This window comes from Streptomyces auratus (assembly GCF_050433025.1).
GTDB lineage: Bacteria > Actinomycetota > Actinomycetes > Streptomycetales > Streptomycetaceae > Streptomyces > Streptomyces sioyaensis.
Genome location: NZ_JBNGCB010000003.1, coordinates 124472 through 147225, shown reverse-complemented (window position 1 = coordinate 147225; position 22754 = coordinate 124472). Strand labels below are relative to the sequence as shown.

Annotated in this window: 19 protein-coding genes; 10 read left to right on the top strand and 9 right to left on the bottom strand. The window is 71.9% G+C overall.

Annotated features, from left to right (window positions below):
- Positions 1-190 precede the first annotated feature (190 nt).
- From BKA18_RS20175 to ssd, 3 genes are read right to left on the bottom strand one after another with little or no spacing between them, the layout of a single operon-like run.
- Positions 191-1105, bottom strand: a complete 915-nt coding sequence (locus tag BKA18_RS20175) for a type II secretion system F family protein (protein ID WP_366044228.1) — start codon at positions 1103-1105, stop codon at positions 191-193.
- A 23-nt stretch (positions 1106-1128) separates the two neighbouring features.
- Entirely contained in the window at positions 1129-2295 is a 1167-nt protein-coding gene (locus tag BKA18_RS20170) for a TadA family conjugal transfer-associated ATPase (protein ID WP_366044100.1), read from the bottom strand.
- Complete coding sequence (gene ssd, locus BKA18_RS20165; RefSeq protein ID WP_429638460.1) at positions 2292-3464, bottom strand: septum site-determining protein Ssd; 1173 nt, start codon at positions 3462-3464, stop codon at positions 2292-2294. The genes BKA18_RS20170 and ssd overlap by 4 nt, the downstream gene beginning before the upstream one ends.
- A 489-nt stretch (positions 3465-3953) precedes the next feature.
- Between ssd and BKA18_RS20160 the strand changes: the two genes are divergently transcribed.
- The gene (locus tag BKA18_RS20160; protein WP_040898760.1) at positions 3954-4859 is read left to right on the top strand and encodes an HAD family hydrolase; all 906 of its coding nucleotides are present in this window, start codon (positions 3954-3956) and stop codon (positions 4857-4859) included.
- A gap of 362 nt (positions 4860-5221) precedes the next feature.
- Here the strand turns inward: BKA18_RS20160 and BKA18_RS20155 are convergent, their stop codons facing one another.
- Positions 5222-6079, bottom strand: a complete 858-nt coding sequence (locus BKA18_RS20155; protein WP_366044098.1) for a Fic family protein — start codon at positions 6077-6079, stop codon at positions 5222-5224.
- A gap of 101 nt (positions 6080-6180) precedes the next feature.
- Here BKA18_RS20155 and BKA18_RS20150 point away from each other — a divergent pair, with 101 nt between their 5' ends.
- The 7 genes from BKA18_RS20150 to BKA18_RS20120 all read left to right on the top strand — a co-directional run bounded on the left by BKA18_RS20150 (position 6181) and on the right by BKA18_RS20120 (position 15678).
- Positions 6181-7167 (top strand): ATP-binding protein, encoded by a 987-nt coding sequence (locus BKA18_RS20150; RefSeq protein WP_366044097.1) that lies wholly within the window; start codon positions 6181-6183, stop codon positions 7165-7167.
- A 459-nt stretch (positions 7168-7626) separates the two neighbouring features.
- The gene (locus tag BKA18_RS20145) at positions 7627-9963 is read left to right on the top strand and encodes a SulP family inorganic anion transporter (RefSeq protein ID WP_366044096.1); all 2337 of its coding nucleotides are present in this window, start codon (positions 7627-7629) and stop codon (positions 9961-9963) included.
- A 148-nt stretch (positions 9964-10111) separates the two neighbouring features.
- On the top strand, positions 10112-12076 hold the full coding sequence (gene acs / locus BKA18_RS20140; protein ID WP_366044095.1) for an acetate--CoA ligase: 1965 nt from the start codon (positions 10112-10114) through the stop codon (positions 12074-12076).
- Positions 12077-12406: 330 nt separating this feature from the next.
- Positions 12407-13801 carry a Na+/H+ antiporter NhaA gene (gene nhaA, locus BKA18_RS20135; protein WP_429638458.1) on the top strand — a complete coding sequence of 465 codons (1395 nt, stop codon included), beginning with the start codon at positions 12407-12409 and terminating at the stop codon, positions 13799-13801.
- A gap of 41 nt (positions 13802-13842) precedes the next feature.
- Positions 13843-14301 (top strand): phage holin family protein, encoded by a 459-nt coding sequence (locus tag BKA18_RS20130; RefSeq protein WP_366044094.1) that lies wholly within the window; start codon positions 13843-13845, stop codon positions 14299-14301.
- Positions 14298-15236, top strand: coding sequence for an alpha/beta fold hydrolase (locus BKA18_RS20125; protein WP_366044093.1), 939 nt, complete (start codon positions 14298-14300; stop codon positions 15234-15236). The genes BKA18_RS20130 and BKA18_RS20125 overlap by 4 nt, the downstream gene beginning before the upstream one ends.
- Positions 15237-15480: 244 nt before the next feature.
- A complete protein-coding gene (locus BKA18_RS20120; protein ID WP_366044092.1) occupies positions 15481-15678 on the top strand; it encodes a hypothetical protein in 198 nt (65 codons plus the stop codon).
- Between the two features lie 69 nt (positions 15679-15747).
- Here the strand turns inward: BKA18_RS20120 and BKA18_RS20115 are convergent, their stop codons facing one another.
- The 3 genes from BKA18_RS20115 to nth are packed head-to-tail and all read right to left on the bottom strand — an operon-like array spanning position 15748 to position 18921.
- Positions 15748-16947, bottom strand: a complete 1200-nt coding sequence (locus BKA18_RS20115; protein ID WP_366044091.1) for a MarP family serine protease — start codon at positions 16945-16947, stop codon at positions 15748-15750.
- Positions 16948-16960: 13 nt separating this feature from the next.
- Positions 16961-17689 (bottom strand): NUDIX hydrolase, encoded by a 729-nt coding sequence (locus BKA18_RS20110; RefSeq protein ID WP_366044090.1) that lies wholly within the window; start codon positions 17687-17689, stop codon positions 16961-16963.
- Positions 17690-17742: 53 nt separating this feature from the next.
- Positions 17743-18921, bottom strand: coding sequence for an endonuclease III (nth, locus tag BKA18_RS20105; protein WP_429638455.1), 1179 nt, complete (start codon positions 18919-18921; stop codon positions 17743-17745).
- Between the two features lie 251 nt (positions 18922-19172).
- Here nth and BKA18_RS20100 point away from each other — a divergent pair, with 251 nt between their 5' ends.
- Both BKA18_RS20100 and BKA18_RS20095 read left to right on the top strand, forming a co-directional pair.
- The gene (locus BKA18_RS20100; RefSeq protein WP_006604164.1) at positions 19173-19847 is read left to right on the top strand and encodes a Crp/Fnr family transcriptional regulator; all 675 of its coding nucleotides are present in this window, start codon (positions 19173-19175) and stop codon (positions 19845-19847) included.
- 243 nt (positions 19848-20090) lie between these two features.
- Positions 20091-20909, top strand: a complete 819-nt coding sequence (locus BKA18_RS20095) for a nucleotidyltransferase (protein WP_366044088.1) — start codon at positions 20091-20093, stop codon at positions 20907-20909.
- 38 nt (positions 20910-20947) lie between these two features.
- Here the strand turns inward: BKA18_RS20095 and BKA18_RS20090 are convergent, their stop codons facing one another.
- Positions 20948-21784 carry an MBL fold metallo-hydrolase gene (locus BKA18_RS20090; protein ID WP_006604167.1) on the bottom strand — a complete coding sequence of 279 codons (837 nt, stop codon included), beginning with the start codon at positions 21782-21784 and terminating at the stop codon, positions 20948-20950.
- Positions 21781-22722 (bottom strand): NUDIX hydrolase, encoded by a 942-nt coding sequence (locus BKA18_RS20085; RefSeq protein ID WP_366044087.1) that lies wholly within the window; start codon positions 22720-22722, stop codon positions 21781-21783. Before BKA18_RS20085 ends, BKA18_RS20090 begins: the two co-directional genes overlap by 4 nt.
- Positions 22723-22754 lie beyond the last annotated feature (32 nt).

The following is a 22754-nucleotide window of genomic DNA, read 5'->3' as shown; positions in this document are numbered from 1 at the left end:
GGGCCCCCGGCCGACGCGCTGGGCCGGACGGCGTGACCGCCGTATCGATCCGGACGAGCGGCTGCCCATACCGTCGAGACCCGTCGTCTTACGACTCGCCCGCTGTGCACCTCCCGCAGCAGCGCCACGGCGCAGAGCATCGCCGTCATGGCCGCGACCGCCATCCCCACCCTGTGGACAACTTCTGCGCTCATTTCCACCCCCTCCCCCGAGCGCCTTCCGCGGCCGCGACGATCCGGGCCGTCCAGGCCACTCCGCCCCATTCCAGGAGCCCGCCGATCACCAGGCAGCCCCACCCGGCCGGGGTGTGCAGCAGCACCCGCAGCGGGTCGGCGCCGAGCGCGCTGCCCATCAGGAGCCCGCCCACGGGCAGCAGGGCGAGCATCAGAGCGGTGGCTCGGGGGCCCGCCAACTGGGCCCGCAGTTCGTCGCGTTGATCCCGCTGGGCGCTGAGCCCGGCCGCGATCCGCTCCAGCCCGCAGGCCAGTCCCGCGCCGCCCTCCACCGCCACCTGCCAGCACGCGGCCATTCCGGTCAGCCCCTCGGCCCCCGGCAGTCGCGCCGCCGCACGCAACGCCTGGGGGACATCCCCTCCGTAACGCGCTGCCGCGGTCACCGCCGAACCTGCCGTTCCGAGCCCCGGCGTCCCCGCGGCGAGCAGTGCCTGGGCGGGCTGCCTCCCGGCCCGCAGCTCCCCCGCCACCGCCGCGCACAGCGTGATCACCCCGGCGGCCCGCCGGTCACGCGCTCGTACCGCTCCACGAGCGCTCAGCCACCGCCGGACCAGGAACGCGGCCGCTACGGAAGCCAGTGGCGGAAGCACGGAACCGCCCAGCACCCCCAGCACCAGCCCGGCCGGCAGACACCAGAGCTCCCACCCGACGTCCCCCAGGGGCCCTACGCGCCAGCGCCGCCCCGCGTCCCCCTCGACCACCCGCTGTAGGCACCACTTCCGCACCCCCTGGCCCCGCAGCCTGGCCTGCCACCCCACTTCCGCGTCCCTCTCGCCGTGGCTTCCGAACAGCGCCCGGGCCCGCCGCCGTACGTCGTCCGGCCGGCCCCCGGCCAGCCGGCCCGCGGCTCCCGCGCAGAGCACCGCGGCCATCAGCGCCGCCCCGTCGGCCGCGCTCACCGGAACCCGCCCCCGCCGCGCTCGCACAGCCGCATCAACCGCCCCCAGCCGGGCGCCTCCTGGAAGCCGTCGGGGCTTTGGACGGCGGCCGGTACGGTCACCACGAAGCCGTCGCGGTCCCGCTCCAGGACGTGCACCTCGGCGATCCGGCGGCGGCCGTTCCGGTCGCGTACGAGATGCAGGACGACCGAGACCGCTGCCGCCAACTGGCTGTGCAGTGCGGCGCGGTCCAGACCCGCGGTCGATCCGAGGGCCTCCAGGCGCGCGGGGACGTCGGACGCGGCGTTGGCATGGACCGTCCCGCAACCACCCTCGTGCCCCGTGTTGAGGGCCGCCAGCAAATCTGTGACCTCGGGGCCGCGTACCTCGCCGACCACCAGCCGGTCCGGGCGCATCCGCAGCGCCTGCCGTACGAGGTCCCGCAGCGTCACCCGGCCGACGCCCTCCTGATTGGCCGGCTGGCTCTCCAGCCGCACCACATGGGGATGGTCCGGACGCAGCTCCGCCGAGTCCTCGGCCAGGACGATCCGCTCCTCCGGGCCGACCAGGCCCAGGAGGGTGCTCAGCAAAGTGGTCTTGCCGGCGCCCGTGCCGCCACTGATCAGGAAGGACAACCTGGCCGTCAGGAGTGCGCGGAGCAGTTGATCGCCGCCCGGCGGGACCGTGCCGGCCGCCACCAGCTCCGCGAGGCCGAAGGCCCGCGGCCGTAGTACCCGCAGCGAGAGACACGTACCGGCGACCGCCACCGGGGGCAGCACGGCGTGCAGCCGGGTGCCGTCCGGCAGCCGGGCGTCCACCCATGGCCGGGCATCGTCCAGCCGCCGGCCTGCCACCGCCGCCAGCCGCTGGGCAAGTCTGCGTACCTCCGCCGCGTCCCGGAAGCGGACCTCCGTACGCTCCAGCCCGCCGCCGCGGTCCACCCACACCTCGTCCGGGGCCGTGACCAGGACATCCGTGACATCGGGCGCCGCCAGAAGCGGCTCCAGCGGGCCGCTGCCCACCATTTCGGAGCGCAGCACGGCCACCACACCCAGCACCTCGGCGTCCCCAAGGAGCCGCCCCTGCTCTCGCAGCGCCAGTGCCACCCGCGCCGGCGTCGGGTCCGCCCCGTCCTCGGCGAGCCGCCGGCGCACCGCCTCCAGGAGGTCCTGGCCCTGGCTCATGTCCGGCCTCCGTCCCGCCAGGGCGCCTGCGACGGCCCGCCGTCCGGCTCCGGAACCGGACCTGACCCCGCCCCGGCTCCCGGCCCGCCGCCCTCGCCCCCGCTCTCCGTCACCCGCTCCCAGAAGCCCGCGCAGAACCGCGCCAGCGGACCGCGAAGCTGCGCCCCCGGCGGCACGCCACGGGCAAGATCGGCCAACAGCCCCGCCTCCCACGGCACTTCACCTGCCAGAGGCAGCCCCATCAGGCGGGCGATCTCGTCCGGCGGCAGGCCGTGGCCATGGCGTCCGGGAGCCTCACAGGCCACCACCCGCAGATCGCCGAGCACCTGCTGCACCCCGAAGGCCACCCGCTGGGCGGCCGCCACCGCGCGCAGCTCCGTAGGAACGAGCAGCAGGCCCATGTCCACCTGGGCCAGGGCCTCCGCCGCCGCCTCGTCGACACGGCGCGGCAGGTCCACCACCACGACGCCGCCGCGCCGGCGCGCCGCCGCCATGACCGCGCGCATGGCCGACGGCGGGATGACGACATCGGAGTCCCGGTCCCAGCTGAGGACCCGCAGCGAGTGCAGCCGCGGCAACGACTCCGCCAGGGCGCCGCAGGCCACCCGGCCGCGCGATTCGGCGAAGGCGGGCCAGCGCAGGCCCTTTTCCTTCTCCCCGCCCAGCAGGACGTCCAGCCCGCCGCCCAGCGGATCCCCGTCGACGAGCAGGGTGTGCCGGCCCGTCCGGGCCGCGGTGAGGGCCAGCGCACCGGCCAAGGTGCTCGCTCCGGCACCGCCGCGGCCGCCGATGACGCCGACGGTCAGGGCCGGCGGCCCGACGCCCTCGATGGCGTCGGCGATCCGGTCCACCAGCCAGCGCTCGCCCTCGGGCAGCGCGAGCACGCGCTCCGCCCCGAGAGCGACGGCCTGGCGCCACAGATCCGGGTCGTCCGCGTCGCGGCCCGTCAGAAGGACGCCCGCCCGTCGTCCGGCGCCACCTAACCGGCGTGCGCAGTCCGCGCCGACGATCACCAGAGGCGGCGCCTCCCACTCCCCTTTGCGGGCCGGCAGCCCGTGCGCCACTTCGGGCATCGCACCGGCCGCCGCGCACAGCCGCACAAGATCGTCGAGGAGTTTTTCGTCCTCGGTGATGATCAGCGGCCCACCGCGCTCTCCGCCACTTCCCACCGGTTGTTCCGATGACACGAATCCGGCCACGTTCTGTCCCCCTATCGCTACGCAACTCGCACATCCGCGAACTCGCGGACTTTCACCGTGCAGCGATCGGAAAACTCTTGTGGATCTTGAAGCAAATCTGTGGACAACGCCACGACTGTGAATATCCCTGTCACCTATTCCGGCGAGGAAGGGCCGCTTCCGGTACTCAAGAGAGCGTTCCGCAGAGCATCCCGGCAACTACGGTGCGTAATGGACCGTGAACGCCGTGACTCCGGTCGCCGCATGGGGCAGGGAGAGAAGTGGATCCTCGTCCGACGACGGAAAATGCGTCCGGACATGCGACGACCCCCGCCGGGGGGGAGAGCGGGGGTCGTCCCCACGGCCGACTCGGGGGGGGGAGGAGCCGGACCGGGTTAGCACGGTCGCGAACGATCCGTGACTTCCATGGTGTACCCGACAGCCTTCTCAGGCAAACCCACGCGCCACACCTTACGCCGAATGGTGGGCGCCTATGCTCGCCCCGTGGAAAACCACTCCGTGCCTCACTCGAGTCCCCGTACTGCCGCGTTCTTCGACTTGGACAAGACCGTCATTGCAAAGTCGAGCACGCTGACCTTCAGCAAGTCGTTCTACCAAGGCGGCCTGATCAATCGGCGGGCCGTACTGCGCACTGCGTACGCCCAGTTCGTGTTCCTGGCGGGCGGCGCCGACCACGATCAGATGGAGCGAATGCGCGAGTATCTCTCCTCACTGTGCCGCGGCTGGGACGTGGCGCAGGTACGGGAGATCGTCGCCGAGACGCTGCACGATCTGATCGACCCCATCATTTACGACGAGGCGGCCTCGCTCATCGAGGAGCATCATGCCGCTGGACGGGACGTCGTGATCGTGTCCACCTCGGGTGCCGAGGTCGTCGAACCGATCGGTGAACTCCTGGGCGCGGACCGGGTGGTGGCCACCCGCATGGTCGTCGGCGACGACGGCCGTTTCACCGGCGAGGTGGAGTATTACGCCTATGGCCCGACCAAGGCGGAAGCCGTCCGGGAGCTCGCCGAATCCGAGGGCTACGACCTGGAACGCTGTTATGCGTACAGCGATTCGGCGACCGATGTCCCCATGCTTTCGGCGGTCGGTCACCCGTGTGCGGTCAATCCGGACCGGGCGCTGCGCCGTGAGGCGACCGCGCGCGGTTGGCCGGTTCTCTCCTTCAATCGCCCAGTCCCGCTCAAGCAGCGGCTGCCGACGCTGTCGATGCCCTCCCGGCCGGCCCTCGCCGTCATGGCCGCCACGGGCGCAGCGCTCGCCACTGCGACGCTCGTCTGGTACAGCAGCCGCCGGAAAACCACAAAGCGCCGCCTCGGCCCTATTGGCCGCGGTCCCATGACCCGCACCGATCGCGTTTGACGTCAAACGTAAAGATCTGCGAAGCAGGGTTCCGCTTGACTCACCCGAGGAGTACAAAGGACTTAACGGCCCGCGAGACCAAGGACATCCGAGAGGAACGCCTTTAACGCAGGAAGTGGCCCACGGACCGATGCATGAATGCCGGGCACCCACGCGACGCCGACCCGTCGATTACGGGCCAGCCACACCAGGTAACCGGACGAAGATTCCGACCTGATGGGCACATTTTCGAGCACGCATGGTAACCCGGCGGACATGCCAGCGGCGGTACCACCCATTGGTACCGCCGCAACCCTGTTCAGGGGCGAATGAAGCAATGCTTCCGGAATTCCCGGGCACCTCCCCGAGCTTTCCGCCGCCTCTTATGCCGCACCGCGCTGCAGCGCCTCACAGACAGCAGTGCTCTCCCTCACGCCCAGTCCCACCGCACGTCCGCAGTGCGCGATCCACGCCGCGACGCCCTCCGGGGTGCCCGAGACATAGCCCTCCAGGGCCGCGGCATACGCCGCGCGGCCCAGTTCGGCGTGCCCGACCTCGGCAGGGCAGATCGACTTCGGGTCCAGCCCGCTCCCGACCAGCACGATCCGCTCGGCGGCGCGCGCGACCAACCCATTACAGGAGGCGAACGGCCGCAGCGCGAGCAGCTCGCCGTGCACCACCGCCGCGGTCACCAGGGCCGGCGCCTCGGTGCCCGCGAGGAGCATGCGCGACAGCCCGTCGAGCCGACCGGCGACCTCGTCGGCGTCCGGCAGCGCCAGCTCGATGAGCGGTTCGTCGACCGGTTCGCCGGCCAACCGGGGCCGCCCCACCGTTTCGTCCGCCGACTCGCCGCCGGCCGCCACCAGATGCAGCCGCGCCAGCACCCGCAGGGGCGACTGCCGCCACACGCTGAGCAGCTGGCCGGATTCGGCCGTCAGCCGCAGGGCCGCACCGACCGTCCGCGGCTCGCCCTCGACGCCGAAGTCGGTACGGCGGCGGACCTCTTCGAGCGCCCAGTCGGCCCCCGAAAGGGCCGCGGAACCGCGCGCTCCGCGCAGCGCCGCCTCGGAGGTGACCTCATTGCTGCGGCGTCGCATGATCCGGTGCCCGTAGACCCGGTCCACGCCCTTGCGCACGGAGTCCACGGAGTCGGCGACTCCCGGGAGCGAGGCCAGGGTCACGAGCGGATCATCGCTCGCATTGGGGGGTGCGGGGGAGGTCCCCCGGGAGATTCCAGCCATGACTACGACCCTACGCACCACCTGGCCATACCCCTCGAAGGAGTGGTCTTCCTCACGCGGCTCTCTCACTCAGAGCCAGGCCGAGATTACCCTTGGTGAACATGAAGATCGCTTTCGTAGGCAAGGGTGGCAGCGGCAAGACCACCCTGTCCTCCCTGTTCATCCGGCATCTCGCCGCGGCCCGGGTCCCCGTGATCGCGGTGGATGCCGACATCAACCAGCATCTGGGCGCCGCCCTCGGACTCGACGAGACGGAGGCCGCCGCGCTGCCCGCGATGGGCGCGCATCTCCCGCTGATCAAGGACTACTTGCGCGGCAGCAACCCCCGCATCCCGTCCTCCGAATCCATGATCAAGACCACCCCGCCCGGTGAGGGCTCACGACTGCTGCGGGTGGACGAGGACAATCCCGTCTACGACGCCTGTGCCAGGCAGGTGGAGCTCGACGACACCACCGTGCGGCTGATGGCGACCGGCCCGTTCACCGAGTCCGATCTGGGCGTGGCCTGCTACCACTCCAAGGTCGGCGCGGTGGAGCTGTGCCTGAACCACCTGGTGGACGGCCGCGAGGAGTACGTCGTCGTCGACATGACGGCCGGCTCCGACTCCTTCGCCTCCGGGATGTTCACCCGCTTCGACATGACCTTCCTGGTCGCCGAGCCGACCCGGAAAGGCATCGCCGTCTACCGCCAGTACAGCGCGTACGCCCGGGACTTCGGCGTCCCCCTGAAGGTCGTCGGCAACAAGGTGCAGGGCCCCGAGGACCTGGCGTTCCTGCGCGACGAAGTGGGCGACGACCTGCTGGTGACCGTCGGCCACTCCGACTGGGTACGCGCCATGGAGAAGGGCCGCCCGGCCCACTTCGCCCACCTGGAAGAGGCCAACCGCAGCGCCCTGCGGACGCTGCACGACACGGCCGACGCCGCCTACGGACACCGCGACTGGGAGCGCTACACGCGCCAGATGGTGCACTTCCACCTGAAGAACGCGGAGAGCTGGGGCAACGCGAAAACCGGGGTCGATCTGGCGGCCCAGGTCGACCCCTCCTTCGTGCTCCTCGAGGGGACGGCTGCCCCACAGCCCGCCTGACCCGCCAGGCGGCGCGGGCGGCAGAGGTCCTTGTTCTGCGTCGCCGCGGAGCAGCCCGCCACCGTTGCCAGCGCCACGGCCGCCGCGATGGATGCCGTCACGTTTGACGCCGTCACCCTTGCTGCGGCCGTCATCGGCCACCCCGTTCCCGGTGGCTGGGCGCACCTTCCGAGTGATTGATCGGAATAACCGCGCGCAAGCTTCCCTGCACAAAGGAAGGGCTCTGAAACGGCAAGTCGTTGGCCACCATATTCACCTGATGGAGGGAAGGATTGCGGCGTTTGCCCGCAAAGTCTTCTCCTGGCCTTTACCTGTCATTACGGTTCATTTACCGATGCTTGAGAGTCACCGCACCGTCACGCCACAGCGACGGCTACCGGCCGGCTCGCGTCCCGCCGCAGTACACCGCCGCCCCACGATCGCGCCCCGCGCGACCGCGTCGCCCCGGAGGAGACGGGAATGTCGCAGATCGAGAAGTCGCCGCCGCAGCCGCCGCACACCCAGCACCACCCCGAGCTCCCTCCCGAGCCCCGTACGGCGGCCGAGCCCGGCTCCCGTACGAAGCGGACCGGCCGGGCCGCCTGGCGGCGGGATCTCTCCGCCTCGGTCGTGGTCTTCCTGCTCGCCGTCCCGCTGTCCCTGGGCATCGCCCTGGCCACCGGCGCCCCGCTCCAGGCCGGGCTGGTCGCCGCCGCCGTCGGCGGCATCGTCGCCGGTCTGCTCGGCGGCGCCCCGCTCCAGGTGAGCGGCGCGGCGACCGGCCTCCTGGCGGTCACCGCCGACCTGGTCCAGCGCTACGGCTGGCGCGCCACCTGCGCCATCACGGCCCTGGCCGGCCTCGTCCAACTCGCCCTGGGGGCGCTGCGCGTGGCCCGGGCGACCTCCGCCGTCAGCCCGGCGATCGTGCACGGCCTGCTAGCCGGTATCGGGGTCACCATCGCCGTCGGACAGCTCCATGTGGTGCTCGGCGGCAGCCCCGACGGCTCGGCGCTCGACAACGCCGCGGCGCTGCCCGGCCAGTTGGCGCATCCGCACGCCCCGGCGCTGCTGATCGGCGCCGTCACCGTGGCCGTACTCATCGGCTGGGGACGGCTGCCGGGCCGCGCCGGGCGGTGGGCGCGGGTGCTCCCGGCGCCGCTGGCTGCCGTGCTGGCGGCGACGGCGGTGAGCGCGGGGACGTCGGCGGCGCGCGTCGAGCTGCCCTCCTGGCGGGTGCCCGAGCTGCCCGCCCTGCCGGACGCGTCCGTGCCGGCCCTCGCCGCCGCGGTTCTGACCGTCACCCTGGTCGCCGGCATGGAATCGATGCTGTCGGCGGTGGCCGTCGACCGGCTGGCGGCGGAGCGGCCCGGCGCCCCGGCGGGGCGCGTACGGCTCAACCGCGAGCTGGCCGGCCAGGGCGTGGCCAATGTCGTCTCCGGGCTGCTGGGCGGGCTGCCGGTCTCCGGGGGTGCGATGCGCGGCTCGGCCAATGTGCGGGCCGGCGCGGTCACCCGGCGCGCCACCGTGCTGCACGGCGTGTGGGTGCTGCTGTGCGCGGGCCTGCTGACTGCGGCGTTGGAGGCGATCCCGCTGGCCGCGCTCGCCGCGCTGGTCATGGTCGTCGGCGTACAGATGGTCAGTTTCGCGCACATCCGGCATGTGCAGCGGCACCGCGAATTCCCGGTGTACGCCGCCACGTTGGGCGGTGTCGTCCTCTTCGGCGTACTTCAGGGTGCAGTGACGGGCATCGCCGTCGCGGTCTTCCTGGCGCTGTCCCGGCTGACCCGCACCAGGGTCGCGGTGACGGAGGAGCCCGACGGCTACCGGGTACGTGTCAGCGGGCAGTTGACGTTTCTGGCGGTGCCGCGGCTGACCCGGGCGCTGGCCAAGGTGCCGGCACGCGCCGATGCCGTCGTCGAGCTGTGCGGCTCGTTCATGGACCATGCCGCCTACGAGGCGCTGCAGTCCTGGGCCGCCGCCCATCGGGCGCACGGCGGCCGGGTGACCCTCGGAGGCCGCCCGGGCCGGCCGCCCGCCAAGCCGGCCGGCGCGCACTCCTGCCGGCCGTGGACGCCCTGGCGCAGCCATCACTGCGCCCGGCCCACCCCGGACGAGGCAGCGGCCCCGGAGAACAGCGGCAGCCAACTCCTGGGCGGGGTCAGCGCCTTCCAGCGCCATACGGCTCCGCTCGTCCGCGAGGAGCTGGCCCGGCTGGCGCGCGAGGGCCAGCGGCCGACCCAGCTGTTTCTGACCTGCGCCGACTCGCGGCTGGTCACGAGCATGATCACGTCCAGCGGTCCGGGCGATCTGTTCACCGTGCGCAATGTCGGCAATCTGATGCCGCCGCCCGGCTCGGACGCCTCCTGCGACTCCGTCGGGGCAGCGGTCGAGTACGCGGTGGAGGTGCTGCGGGTCGGCTCGATCACGGTGTGCGGGCATTCGGGATGCGGCGCCATGGCAGCGCTGCTGGGTGCTGCCGCCCCGGAGGAGGCCGAGCCGACCCCGCTCGCCCGATGGCTGCGGCACGGCCGGCCGAGCCTGGCGCGTATGCAGCGCATCGGACGGCTGGGGCGGGGCGAAGTCGCCCTGAGCGAGCGGCCGGTGGATGATGATCAGGAGCGGCTGGCGCTCGTCAACGTCATGCAGCAGCTCGACCACCTGCGGGCGCACTCCTGTGTGGCCCGCCGGGTGGCCGAGGGCTCGCTCACCCTCCACGGCATGTATTTCCACGTCGGCGAGGCCCAGGCCTACGTGCTCGACGAGGCCACCGGGCGGTTCGGCGCGGTCCGCGGCGAGCCGATGCCGCTCACGGTCTGACCTGCGCAACTCCCCCTCGATCTCCCAGGAACGGACCGTCGACGCAGAGGTCTACACCAATTCTTTTCCACAGCCCTTGTCAGGCCAGGCGTGGGCTGATGAGCTATGCCCTGGGGACACATCGGACGCCCTGGGAATGGGAGAAGTTGTGAGCAACGAAAGCCTCGCCAACCTGCTCAAGGAGGAGCGGCGGTTCGCACCGCCCGCCGATCTGGCCGCGCACGCCAACGTCACGGCTGCCGCGTACGAGCAGGCCGCGGCAGACCGGCTGGGCTTCTGGGCCGAACAGGCCAAGAGACTGTCCTGGGAGACCGCGCCGACCCAGACTCTCGACTGGTCCAACGCACCCTTCGCCAAGTGGTTCGCCGACGGCAAGCTCAATGTCGCCTACAACTGCGTGGACCGCCATGTGGAGAACGGCCTGGGCGACCGGGTCGCCCTCCACTTCGAGGGGGAGCCGGGCGACACCCGCTCGATCACCTACGCCGAGCTCCAGCGCGAGGTCTCCAAGGCCGCCCATGCGCTGACCGAGCTGGGTGTGCGCAGCGGCGACCGGGTCGCCATCTACCTGCCGATGATCCCGGAGGCGGTCATCGCCATGCTGGCCTGCGCCCGCCTGGGCGCCCCGCACTCCGTCGTCTTCGGCGGCTTCTCCGCGGACGCGCTGGCCACCCGCATCAACGACGCCGACGCCCGCGTGGTGATCACCGCCGACGGCGGCTACCGCCGCGGCAAGCCGTCCGCCCTCAAGCCCGCCGTCGACGACGCGCTGACCAAGCCCGGCACGGAGAACGTCCGCAGCGTTCTGGTCGTCCGCCGCACGGGCCAGGAGGGCGTCGCCTGGCACGAGGGCCGGGACGTGTGGTGGCACGACATCGTCGAGCGGCAGAGCGACCAGCACACGCCGGAGGCCTTCGACGCCGAGCACCCGCTGTTCATCCTGTACACCTCCGGCACGACGGGTAAGCCCAAGGGCATCCTGCACACCACCGGCGGCTACCTCACCCAGGTCTCGTACACCCACCACGCGGTGTTCGACCTCAAGCCGGAGACCGACGTCTTCTGGTGCACCGCCGACGTCGGCTGGGTGACCGGCCACTCGTACATCACCTACGGCCCGCTCTCCAACGGCGCCACCGAGGTGCTCTACGAGGGCACGCCCGACACCCCGCACCAGGGCCGCTGGTGGGAGATCGTGCAGAAGTACGGCGTGACGATCCTCTACACCGCGCCGACCGCGATCCGCGCCTGCATGAAGTGGGGCGACGACATCCCGGCGAAGTTCGATCTGTCGTCGCTGCGCGTCCTGGGGTCGGTGGGCGAGCCGATCAACCCCGAGGCATGGATGTGGTATCGCAAGCACATCGGGGCCGATGCGACGCCGATCGTCGACACCTGGTGGCAGACCGAGACGGGCGCCATGATGCTCAGCCCGCTGCCGGGCGTCACGGCGACCAAGCCCGGCTCGGCCCAGATGGCGCTGCCCGGTATCGCCGCGACTGTCGTGGACGACGACGCCCGCGAGGTCCCCGACGGCGCCGGCGGCTACCTCGTGCTGACCGAGCCCTGGCCGGCCATGCTCCGCACGATCTGGGGCGACGACCAGCGCTATCTCGACACGTACTGGTCCCGCTTCGAGGGCAAGTACTTCGCCGGTGACGGTGCCAAGAAGGACACGGACGGCGACATCTGGCTGCTCGGCCGGGTGGATGACGTGATGCTGGTGTCCGGCCACAACATCTCCACCACCGAGGTGGAGTCGGCGCTGGTGTCGCATCCGAAGGTGGCCGAGGCCGCGGTCGTCGGCGCCACCGACCCGCAGACCACCCAGGCCATCTGCGCCTTCGTCATCCTGCGCGGCGGTGCGGCGGAGGACGAGGGCCTGGTCGAAGAGCTGCGCGCCCATGTCTCCCAGCAGCTCGGCCCGATCGCCAAGCCCAAGCGGATCCTGCCGGTGGCGGAGCTGCCCAAGACCCGCTCCGGCAAGATCATGCGGCGGCTGCTGCGCGATGTCGCGGAGAACCGTGACCTCGGTGACGTCACCACGCTGACCGATTCCTCGGTCATGGACCTGATCCAGGCGAAGCTGCCGAGCGCGGCAAGCGAGGACTGAGCGGAACGGATGACGGGGGCGTCCGGCCGGTGCGGCCGGACGCCCCCGTCGTCGTACCCGGACCCGCCGCGCTGCCACGCCGCACGCCCTCCGACGTCCGGCCCAGCAGAGGGGAGGGCGGCCCGCCCGCCGGCCCAGCAGAGGGGAGGGCGGCCCGCCCGCCGGACGGCCGGACGGCCGTTTTGCCCGTAAAGTAAGGCCATCGGACAGCGCCCCGCACCCGCCCGGTAAGGTGGGAACCGCGTCAAGGAAACGCAAAGAAACTCTGGGTGTGCCGGGAAGTCTGGTCGGCAACTGCAACAGCCGTACACAGCTGCCGGAGGTCACCCCGTGAGAGCGCCCAACAACCGCCGCTCCATATTCCTGGGACGTATGTCCCTGCCCGAGCGGAACTACCTCGCGGACGCGCTGCGCGCCGAGACCGTCGGCGGCATCCTCCTCCTCGCCGCCGCCGTGGCAGCCCTGATCTGGGCAAACACCCTCGGCGGAAGCTACGAGGCGGTCCGCGGCTTCCACCTCGGCCCGTCCGCAGTGGGCCTGGATCTGTCCGTCCAGCACTGGGCCGCCAACGGGCTGCTCGCGGTCTTCTTCTTCGTGGCCGGCATCGAGCTCAAGCGCGAACTGGTCGCCGGCGAGCTGCGCGACCCACGGGCCGCCGCGCTCCCCGTGATCGCCGCGATCTGCGGGATGGTGATGCCGGCGGTCGTCTACTTCGCGGTCAACGGCCTCGGCGGCGGCTCACTACAGGGCTGGGCGGTCCCCACCGCCACCGATATCGCCTTCGCCCTCGCCGTCCTGGCCGTGATCGGCACCTCCCTGCCCGCCGCGCTGCGCGCCTTTCTGCTCACCCTCGCGGTGGTCGACGATCTCTTCGCGATCCTGATCATTGCGGTCTTCTTCACCTCGACGATCAATTTCCTGGCGCTCGGGCTCTCCGTCGCCGGGCTGGTGCTCTTCTACCTGCTGCTGCGCAAGGGCGTCCGGGGCTGGTACGTCTATGTCCCGCTCGCCGTGGTCATCTGGGGCCTGATGGAGAACAGCGGGGTGCACGCCACCATCGCCGGCGTCGCGATGGGCCTGATGCTGCGCTGCACCCGGCGCGAGGGCGAGACCTCCTCCCCGGGCGAGCACATCGAGCACCTGGTCCGCCCGCTCTCGGCGGGCTTCGCCGTACCGCTCTTCGCGCTCTTCTCGGCGGGCGTGTCCCTGTCCGGGGGCGCGGTCCATGACGTCTTCACCCGACCGGAGACGCTCGGGGTCGTGCTCGGCCTCGTGGTGGGCAAAATGCTCGGCATCTTCGGCGGCACCTGGTGCACCGCCCGCTTCACCAGGGCCCAGCTCAACCCCGACCTCAAGTGGCCGGACGTCTTCGCCGTCGCCTCCCTGGCCGGTATCGGATTCACCGTCTCCCTGCTCATCGGCGAGCTCGCCTTCTCCGAAAACCCGGTCCTGACCGACGAGATCAAGGCATCCGTACTGATCGGCTCGCTGCTGGCGGCCGTCTTCGCCGGCATCCTCCTCAAGGTCCGCAACGCCAAGTACAAGACGCTGTGCGAGGACGAGGAGCGGGACGAGGACCAGGACGGCATCCCGGACATCTACGAACTCGACAAGCCCGAATTCCATCTGCGGATGGCAGCCATCCACGAAGCCAAGGCCGCGGAACACCGGCGGCTTGCCGAACTGGCCTCCGGCACGCACGCCGAGGACGATGATCCGGCATGATCTGAGAGGCTTTTCCGGGTGACGAGAAGAGGGAGACGGCGATGAGCGCAGCCGACAACGGCACGGAACGCAGCCTCGGACAGCTGGTGGCCACGGCCACGGCCGAGATGTCCGCGCTGATGCACGACGAGATCGCGCTGGCCAAGGCGGAGTTCCGGCAGGACGCCAAGCGGGCGGGCATCGGCGGTGCGGCGTTCTCGGTGGCGGGCGCGCTGGCGCTGTTCGCGCTGCCGGTACTGAGCTTCGCGGCGGCGTACGGCATCCACAACCTCGGCCTCGGGCTCGCCTGGTCCTTCCTGATCGTCGGGGGTGCCTTCCTGGTGCTCGCCGGACTGCTGGCCCTCCTCGCGATGGCGAAGATGAAGAAGATCAAGAAGCCGGAGCGGTCCATCAGCTCCGCGAAGGAGACCGCGGCGGTGCTCCAGAAGGCCAAGCCGCACCCGCGCGTGACGCCGGTGGAACACCCGGTGCTGGAGTCTGTGACACGCTCATCGGTATGACAGCCCCCGACAGCACGGCCTCGGTCGTACGGCTCGACGTCCCCGGTGGGAAAGCGGTGTCCCACCGTGACGTCGCGGCCAACGGCGCCCGCTTCCACATCGCGGAGATGGGTGACGGCCCGCTGGTGCTGCTCCTGCACGGCTTTCCACAGTTCTGGTGGACCTGGCGGCACCAGCTCCCGGCCCTTGCCGAGGCGGGTTTCCGCGCGGTGGCGATGGACCTGCGGGGCGTCGGCGGCAGCGACCGCACCCCGCGCGGCTACGACCCGGCGAACCTCGCCCTGGACATCACCGGCGTCATACGGTCCCTGGGTGAACCGGACGCCGCACTCGTCGGGCACGACCTGGGCGGCTATCTCGCCTGGACGGCTGCGGTGATGCGGCCCAAGCTGGTGCGCCGGCTGGCCGTGGCCTCGATGCCGCATCCGCGCCGCTGGCGTTCGGCGATGCTCGCCGACGTCCGGCAGAGCGCCCGGAGTTCGCACATCTGGAACTTCCAGCGACCCTGGCTGCCGGAACGCCGGCTGACGGCGGACGACGCGGAGCTGGTGGGCCGGATGATCCACGACTGGTCCGGCCCGCGGCTGCCGGACGAGGACGCGCTCGCGGTCTACCGGCGGGCGATGAGCATCCCCTCGACGGCGCACTGCTCGATCGAGCCGTACCGCTGGATGGTGCGATCGCTGGCCCGCCCCGACGGGATCCAGTTCAACCGCCGGATGAAGCGGCCGGTACGCGTGCCGACGCTGCATCTGCACGGCTCCCTCGACCCGGTGATGCGCACCCGCAGCGCGGCCGGCTCCGGCCAGTACGTCGAAGCGCCGTACCGCTGGCGGCTGTTCGACGGCCTGGGGCACTTCCCGCACGAAGAGGACCCGGTGGCGTTCTCCACGGAACTGATCAACTGGCTGAAGGATCCGGAACCGGACCGCTGACGAGCCGCGCGCGGCCGGCGGCCCGGGGCAACACACGCCCCGGGCCGCGCCGTTGAGGCAGCCTTCTCGGCCCTTTCGTGCGGACGTCCGTGCCCCGCTGAGCGGGCGGCCCGACCCGCTGAACGGGGTACTCGCGTCCCACTCTCGAACGCTCGTATGACGAACAGCCAATTGCCCGGCGCATAGGCCAATTGGCGGTCCCCGAGGCGGTTACCGACCTTGGGCCACGGGCAGAGTCGAAGGTATGGGCTGGACGCACGACTACCGTGACGTGGCACGCAACCGCCGCAGCAGTGCCGCTGCAGTGGGTACTCAGGGCAGGGGAACCCCGGACCTCGGGTCCGGACCGTCCCCCGACCCGGCGCACCCGATGGGCATCCCGCGGATCCTGCGCCGCAGAGCGCGCTGGATGAGCGCGCGACTACGCCATCCCCGTACCTGACACACCCGGACCCGCCGGCGAGGCGCGGGAAGCCCTGCTCCCCGCGCCCGTCGTGCCGCTCCCTCGGACTCAGATCGCGCAGCCCTGGCTGTCGACCTGCTGCTCGGCCGTACGCCCCTTGACGATGTCCGAACGGATCTCGTCGGAGGTCAGGGCGTAGCCGGTGTGCGAATCGTCCAGCGACTTCGCGAAGACGACGCCGTAGACCTCGCCCTTCGGCGTGAGCAGCGGGCCGCCGGAGTTGCCCTGCCGGACCGTGGCGTAGAGGGAGTAGACATCGCGGCGGACCGTGGCGCGGTGGTAGATGTCCGGGCCGTTCGCCTGGATACGGCCGCGGATACGGGCGGCGCGGACGTCATAGCCGCCGTTCTCCGGGAAGCCGGCAACGATGGCGTTGTTGCCGCTGCGTGCGTCCGGGCCGGCGAACCGGAGCGCCGGGGCGCTCAGCGACGGTACGTCCAGGACCGCGATATCGCGCTGCCAGTCGTAGAGCACGACCTTGGCGCCGTACGTGCGGCCCTCGCCGCCCACCTGGACGGTCGGCTCGCGCACCCCGCCGACGACATGGGCGTTCGTCATCACGCGGTGCCGGCCGAAGACGAAGCCGCTGCCTTCGAGGACCTTGCCGCAACCGGGAGCCGTACCGACGACCTTGACGATGCTGCGCCTGGCCTGTGCCGCCACCGGGCTGGTGGCGAGCTTCGGGTCGGGCGCGGGCACATTGTTGATCGGCTCGTTGGAGAACGGCGTGAAGACTTGCGGGAAGCCGTTCTGGGCGAGGACCGAGGAGAAGTCGGCGAACCACGTGCTGGCCTGCTGGGGCATCACCCGGGACACGCCCAGCAGCACCTTGGAGTTGCGGACCTCCTTGCCGAGGGTCGGCAGGGACGTACCGGCCAGCGCCGAGCCGATCAGCCAGGCGACCAGCAGCATCGCCAGGACGTTGACCAGCGCGCCGCCGGTCGCGTCCAGCGCTCTGGCCGGTGACCAGGTGATGTGGCGGCGCAGTTTGTTGCCCAGATGGGTGGTGAGCGCCTGGCCCACGGATGCGCACACGATGACGATGGCGACCGCCGCGATGGCCGCGAAGGTGCCGGGTGTCGCATCACCGGTGATCTCGTTCCAGATCACGGGCAGCAGATAGACCGCGACCAGGCCGCCTCCGAGGAAGCCGATCACGGACAGGATGCCGACGACAAAACCTTGCCGATAGCCGACGATCGCGAACCACACGGCCGCGACCAGCAGCAGGATGTCCAGGACGTTCACGCCCGCCACCGTCTCATGAGCGCCAGTCGAGTGGGACCGCCTTGTCACGGTCCCACGGAATCTCCCAGCCCGCGTAATGCAGGATCCGGTCGATCACTCCGGCCGTAAAGCCCCAGACCAGAGCATTCTCGACAAGGAATGCGGGTCCGGTGTGGCCACTGGGGTGGCGCGTCGTCACCCGATGGGCCGGGTCCGTGAGATCCGCCACGGGAACCGTGAACACCCGGGCGGTCTCCGCCTGGTCGACCGCACCGACCGGGCTCGGCCGGCGCCACCACCCCAACACGGGTGTCACCACGAAGCCGCTGACGGGGATGTAGAGCCGCGGCAGCACCCCGAAGACCTGGACACCGGACGGGTCGAGGCCGGTCTCCTCCTGAGCCTCGCGCAGCGCCGCCCGCACCGGGCCGGGCCCGTCGGCATCGCCGTCCTCCGGGTCGAGGGCACCTCCGGGGAAGGAGGGCTGGCCGGCATGGGAGCGCAGGGTGCCGGCGCGCTCCATCAGGAGCAGCTCGGGGCCGCGCGAGCCATGGCCGAAGAGGATCAGGACCGCGGACTGCCGGCCGCCACTCTCCGGCGGCAGAAAGCGGCTGAGCTGGCGCGGCTGGATCGTGGCGGCCGCGCGGGCCACCGGGGCCAGCCACTCGGGCAGGCCGTCGGCGGAGACCGGGATCTTCGGACCGGGCGCCGCGCCGCGCATGCCCGCCTCCTCGTCGTACCGCTGCTCCCGTGCACTTCTCATCCGCGCCCCCTCAGGCCTGGCATCGATCGTCGGTCACCTCTGGACGGCTGCCGTCACGAGGCGGCCGCCGGGGGCGCCATGGGGGGCGCGGGCTGCCCCGGATAGTCGGCCGGCGGCTTCAGCCGCTGTCCCGGCTGGCCCCCCAGCTCGTACTTGAGCAGCTTCTTCGCCTTCTCCGGGTCCGTCTCGCCCTCGCCGTACGCCGGGCACAGCGGGGCGATGGCGCAGGCGCCGCAGGCGGGCTTGCGGGAGTGGCAGACGCGGCGGCCGTGGAAGACGACGCGGTGCGAGAGCATCGTCCACTCGCTCTTGGGGAAGATCCCGGCGACGTCCGCCTCGACCTTCTCGGCGTCCTCCGCGGTGGTCCAGCCGAAGCGGCGGGCGAGGCGTCCGAAGTGCGTGTCGACGGTGATTCCGGGGACGCCGAAGGCGTTGCCCAGCACCACATTGGCGGTCTTGCGGCCGACCCCGGGGAGGGTGACGAGGTCCTCCAGGCGGCCCGGCACCTCGCCGCCGAAGCGGTCGCGCAGCGCCGCGGACAGGCCCAGCAGCGACTTCGCCTTGGCCCGGAAGAAGCCGGTCGGCCGGATCAGCTCCTCCAGCCGCTCCGGGTCCATGGCGGCCATGTCCTCGGGCGTCGGGCAGACCGCGAACAGGCGCGGCGTGGTCTGGTTGACCCTCAGGTCGGTGGTCTGCGCGGACAGGACCGTGGCGACCAGCAGCTCGAAGGGGTTGGTGAAGTCCAGCTCGGGGTGGGCGTACGGATACAGCTCGGCCAGCTCACGGTTGATCCGGCGGGCCCGCCGCACCATCGCGACCCGGGACTCGGGCTTGCGGGCGGGGGTCTTCTGGGCGGGGGCCTGCGTGGCCGCGGTCTTCTTGGCCGCCGTCTTCTTGGTGGCGGTCGTCCGGGCGGGAGCCTGCCCGGCGGCCGCGGCGGTCTTCTTCGCCACGGCCTTCTTCGCGACGGCCTTCTTCGCCGTGGCCTTCTTGGCGACGGCCTTCTTGGCGGCCGCCGGCTTCTCGGGGGTTTCGTTCACGGCGGCCTTCTTCCCTGCCGAGGTCTTGCCTACCGGGCTCTGTTCCGCGGCGGTCGGTGCGGTGGTGTGCGGCGCCGCCGGTCGCGACGCGCCGGGCTGCCGGACGGCCGGCTTCCGGACGGCCGACACCCCTGGAGTCGATTTGTTACGTTTATCCGAACTCGAGGCGCGACCGGACGGCTGTTCGCCCACAGCGGAATCACGCCCTGCACTCACCCGTCCGGCCCCCCAGTCCTCTGCTCTCACCTAGGTATTGGACACTCGGCCAGAGTAAGGCCAGCCACTGACATCCGGCTTGATCGCCGGGAATCGTGACTCCAATCGGCCCCCTGCCTTATGGCTCGGGGCACCGGTCCGGCAAACTTGTGATTGATCGCACTGTTTTGCATTCCGGCATGATGGGGACCACAGTCCCCCGGAGCATGTCGACAAGGAGAGAACTCGTGGACGACGTTCTGCGGCGCGCACCGCTCTTCGCGGCGCTCGATGACGAGCAGGCGGCCGAGCTGCGCGCCTCGATGGGAGAGGTCACGCTCGCCCGCGGCGACGCCCTGTTCCACGAAGGGGACCCCGGCGACCGCCTGTATGTGGTCACCGAGGGCAAGGTGAAGCTGCACCGCACCTCCCCCGACGGCCGGGAAAACATGCTCGCCGTCCTCGGCCCCGGGGAGCTGATCGGAGAGCTCTCGCTCTTCGACCCGGGCCCGCGCACGGCCACCGCCTCCGCCCTCACCGAGGTCAAGCTCCTCGGTCTGGGCCACGGCGACCTCCAGCCCTGGCTGAATGCCCGCCCCGAGGTCGCCACGGCGCTGCTGCGGGCGGTCGCCCGTCGGCTGCGCAAGACCAATGACCAGATGTCCGACCTGGTCTTCTCGGATGTGCCGGGCCGGGTGGCCCGCGCCCTGCTGGACCTGTCGCGCCGCTTCGGTGTGCAGTCCGAGGAGGGCATCCATGTCGTGCACGACCTGACCCAGGAGGAGCTGGCCCAGCTGGTGGGCGCCTCCCGTGAGACGGTCAACAAGGCGCTCGCCGACTTCGCGGGCCGCGGCTGGCTGCGCCTGGAGGCGCGCGCCGTGATCCTGCTGGACGTCGAGCGGCTGGCCAAGCGCTCGCGCTGATCCGGCGCACGGACTGCCTTGGAAGGGCCCCGCTCCGGCGGGGCCCTTCGCCATGGCCGGCGGCGCCCCTGTGCCGCCGCGGCGCCGCGGGGCCACCGTCCGCTCGCGGAGCCGGGCGCGAGATCCACTCGCGGAGCCGGGCGCGAGATCCACTCGAGGAGCCGGGCGCGAGATGCACTCGCCGCGCCCCGCCGCCCGTTAACCACTCGCGGCGCCGCCACACTCTTCGCCATAGTGCCGCCCATGACCAACGGCACCGGGCTGGACGAGGACGGCCACTTCGTACGGGAAGGGTCCCTGGACCGGGTGTCCGCGCGGTTCGCGCCCGTCGTGGCGGAGCTCGGTGCCCGGCTCGGCGCGCACTTCGGCCCGGAGCGCCTGCACAGCAGCTATCTCTTCGGCAGCATCCCGCGCGGCACGGCCGTCCCCGGAGTCTCCGACCTCGATGCGCTGCTCGCCCTGCGGGAGGAGCCCACCGACGCCGACCACGCCGCCGCGCGCGCCCTGGAGGACCGGCTCGACACCGCCTTTCCGCAGCTCAACGGTGCAGGGATCCTGCTGTTCAGCACGGCCCGCCTGCTGAGCGAGCGGGAGCGCCACGACCTGGGATGGTTCGTGGCCTGCCTGTGCACCCCGCTCAGCGGCCCGGATCTCGCCGCCCGACTGCCCCGTTACCGCCCCACCTCGCTCCTCGCCCGGGAGACCAACGGCGATCTCTTCCGCGGCCTGCCCGGTCTGCGCGAGCGGGCCGCGGCGGCCACCACGGAAGCCGAGCGCGCCCGGCTGACCCGGGGCGTGACGCGCCGGCTCGTACGGACCGGGTTCACCCTGGTCATGCCGCGCTGGGGTGGCTGGACCAGTGACCTCGCCGAGTCCGCGGAGGTGTTCGGCCACTACTACCCGGCGCACGCCGGGCAGATGCGCGCCGCCGCCCGCGCCGCCCGGGCGCCCGCTGCCCACCCGGAGCTGCTGGACGAGCTGCTCAGCGGCCTCGCCCCCTGGCTGGCCGGCGAATATCTGGCCGTCCACGGGGCGAAGGCGCCCCGCCCGGAGGACCGCTGACGGAGCCTCTCCGCCGTCGGGGAGGCCCGCCCGCGGCGTCAGCAGTCGATGAGTCCGTGTTCGCCCAGGTAGTCCAGCTGCGCCCGGACCGACAGCTCGGCGGCGGGCCACAGGGAGCGGTCGACGTCGGCGTACACGCTCGCGACGACTTCCTCGGGCATGCGGTGGCCGGCCTCGACGGCGGTCTCCACCTGGGCGAGCCGGTGGGCGCGGTGCGCCAGATAGAACTCCACGGCCCCCTGGGCATCGTTCAGCACCGGCCCGTGGCCCGGCAGGACCGTCGCCACCCCGTCGTCGACGGTGAGCGAGCGCAGCCGGCGCAGCGAGTCCAGATAGTCGCCCAGCCGCCCGTCGGGGTGGGCGACCACCGTGGTGCCGCGCCCCAGGATCGTGTCGCCGGTGAGGACCGCACGATCGGCCGGGAGGTGGAAGGAGAGCGAGTCCGCGGTGTGGCCCGGTGTGGACACCACACGCAGCTCCAGGCCTCCGGTGGTGATGACATCGCCCGCGTCGAGCCCCTCCTCCCCCAGGCGCAGCGCCGGGTCGAGCGCCCGTACGGCCGAACGGGTCAGCTCCGCGAAGCGGGCGGCGCCGTCGGCGTGGTCCGGGTGACCGTGGGTCAGCAGGGTCAGCGCGATGCGCTTGCCGGCCTGCTCGGCGATGTCGATGACGGCCTGGAGGTGGCCCTCGTCGAGCGGCCCGGGGTCGATGACGACGGCGAGGTCGGAGTCCGGTTCGGCGACGATCCAGGTGTTGGTGCCGTCCAGCGTCATCGGCGACGGGTTCGGGGCCAGCACACAGTGGGCGCGCGCGGTGGCCGGCCCGGAGAGCACCCCGCCGCGCGGCCGGCCGGGAAGAGCGGTCGGTTCGGTCATGCGGGGGTCCCTCCCGAGGGGCCGGGGCGGTCCGAGGGGCCGTCGGCATCCCCCGGAGCACCGGTGCCGGTGTCCGTCTGCGCGATGTGCTTGGTGAATTCGTCGTGTCCCGGCCAGCTCAGCTCGATCTCGCCGCCCACGAGGCGGGCCCGGGCCAGTACCGGCGTCAGATCCTGCGCCTCCGCGGCGGCCAGCGCGTCCGCGACGGAGGCGTACGGCTGGAGCCCGCGCAGCGTCGCGATGGTCGGCGGCATCATCAGCAGCTCGCCGCGGTCGTATCCGTCGGCTGCCTCCTTGGGCCGGATCCACACCGTGCGGTCGGCCTCTGTGGAGGCGTTGCGCGTCCGCTGGCCCTCGGGGAGCGCCGCGACGAAGAACCAGGTGTCGTAGCGCCGCGGTTCGAACTCCGGGGTGATCCAGCGGGCCCAGGCACCCAGCAGGTCGGAGCGCAGGACCAGGCCGCGGCGGGCCAGGAAGTCGGCGAAGGACAGCTCGTGGGCGACCAGGGCGGCGCGGTCCGCCTCCCAGTCCTCGCCCGTGGTGTCGGCGACGACCGTGTCGGCCGAGGCGCCGGCGAGCAGCACGCCCGCCTCCTCGAACGTCTCACGGACCGCCGCGCAGACGATGGTCTGTGCGGTGGCCGGATCGACGCCCATACGGACCGCCCATTGGGCGCGCGAGGGACCGGCCCAGGTCACCGGGCGTTCGTCGCGCGGATCGACCGACCCGCCCGGATAGGCGTACGCACCCCCGGCGAAGGCCATGGAGGTGCGTCTGCGCAGCATGTGGACGGCGGGGCCGCCGGCGGCGGAGTCCCGCAACAGCAGGACGGTCGCGGCCCGCCGGGGCTCGGAAGGGGTCAGCTCGCCGTTCGCGAGGGCCCGGATGCGGTCCGGCCACTCCGGCGGGTACCACTGGCCATTGGTCGTGGACGCCATGGCCGGATGCTATGCGCTCGCGCGCGGATGTT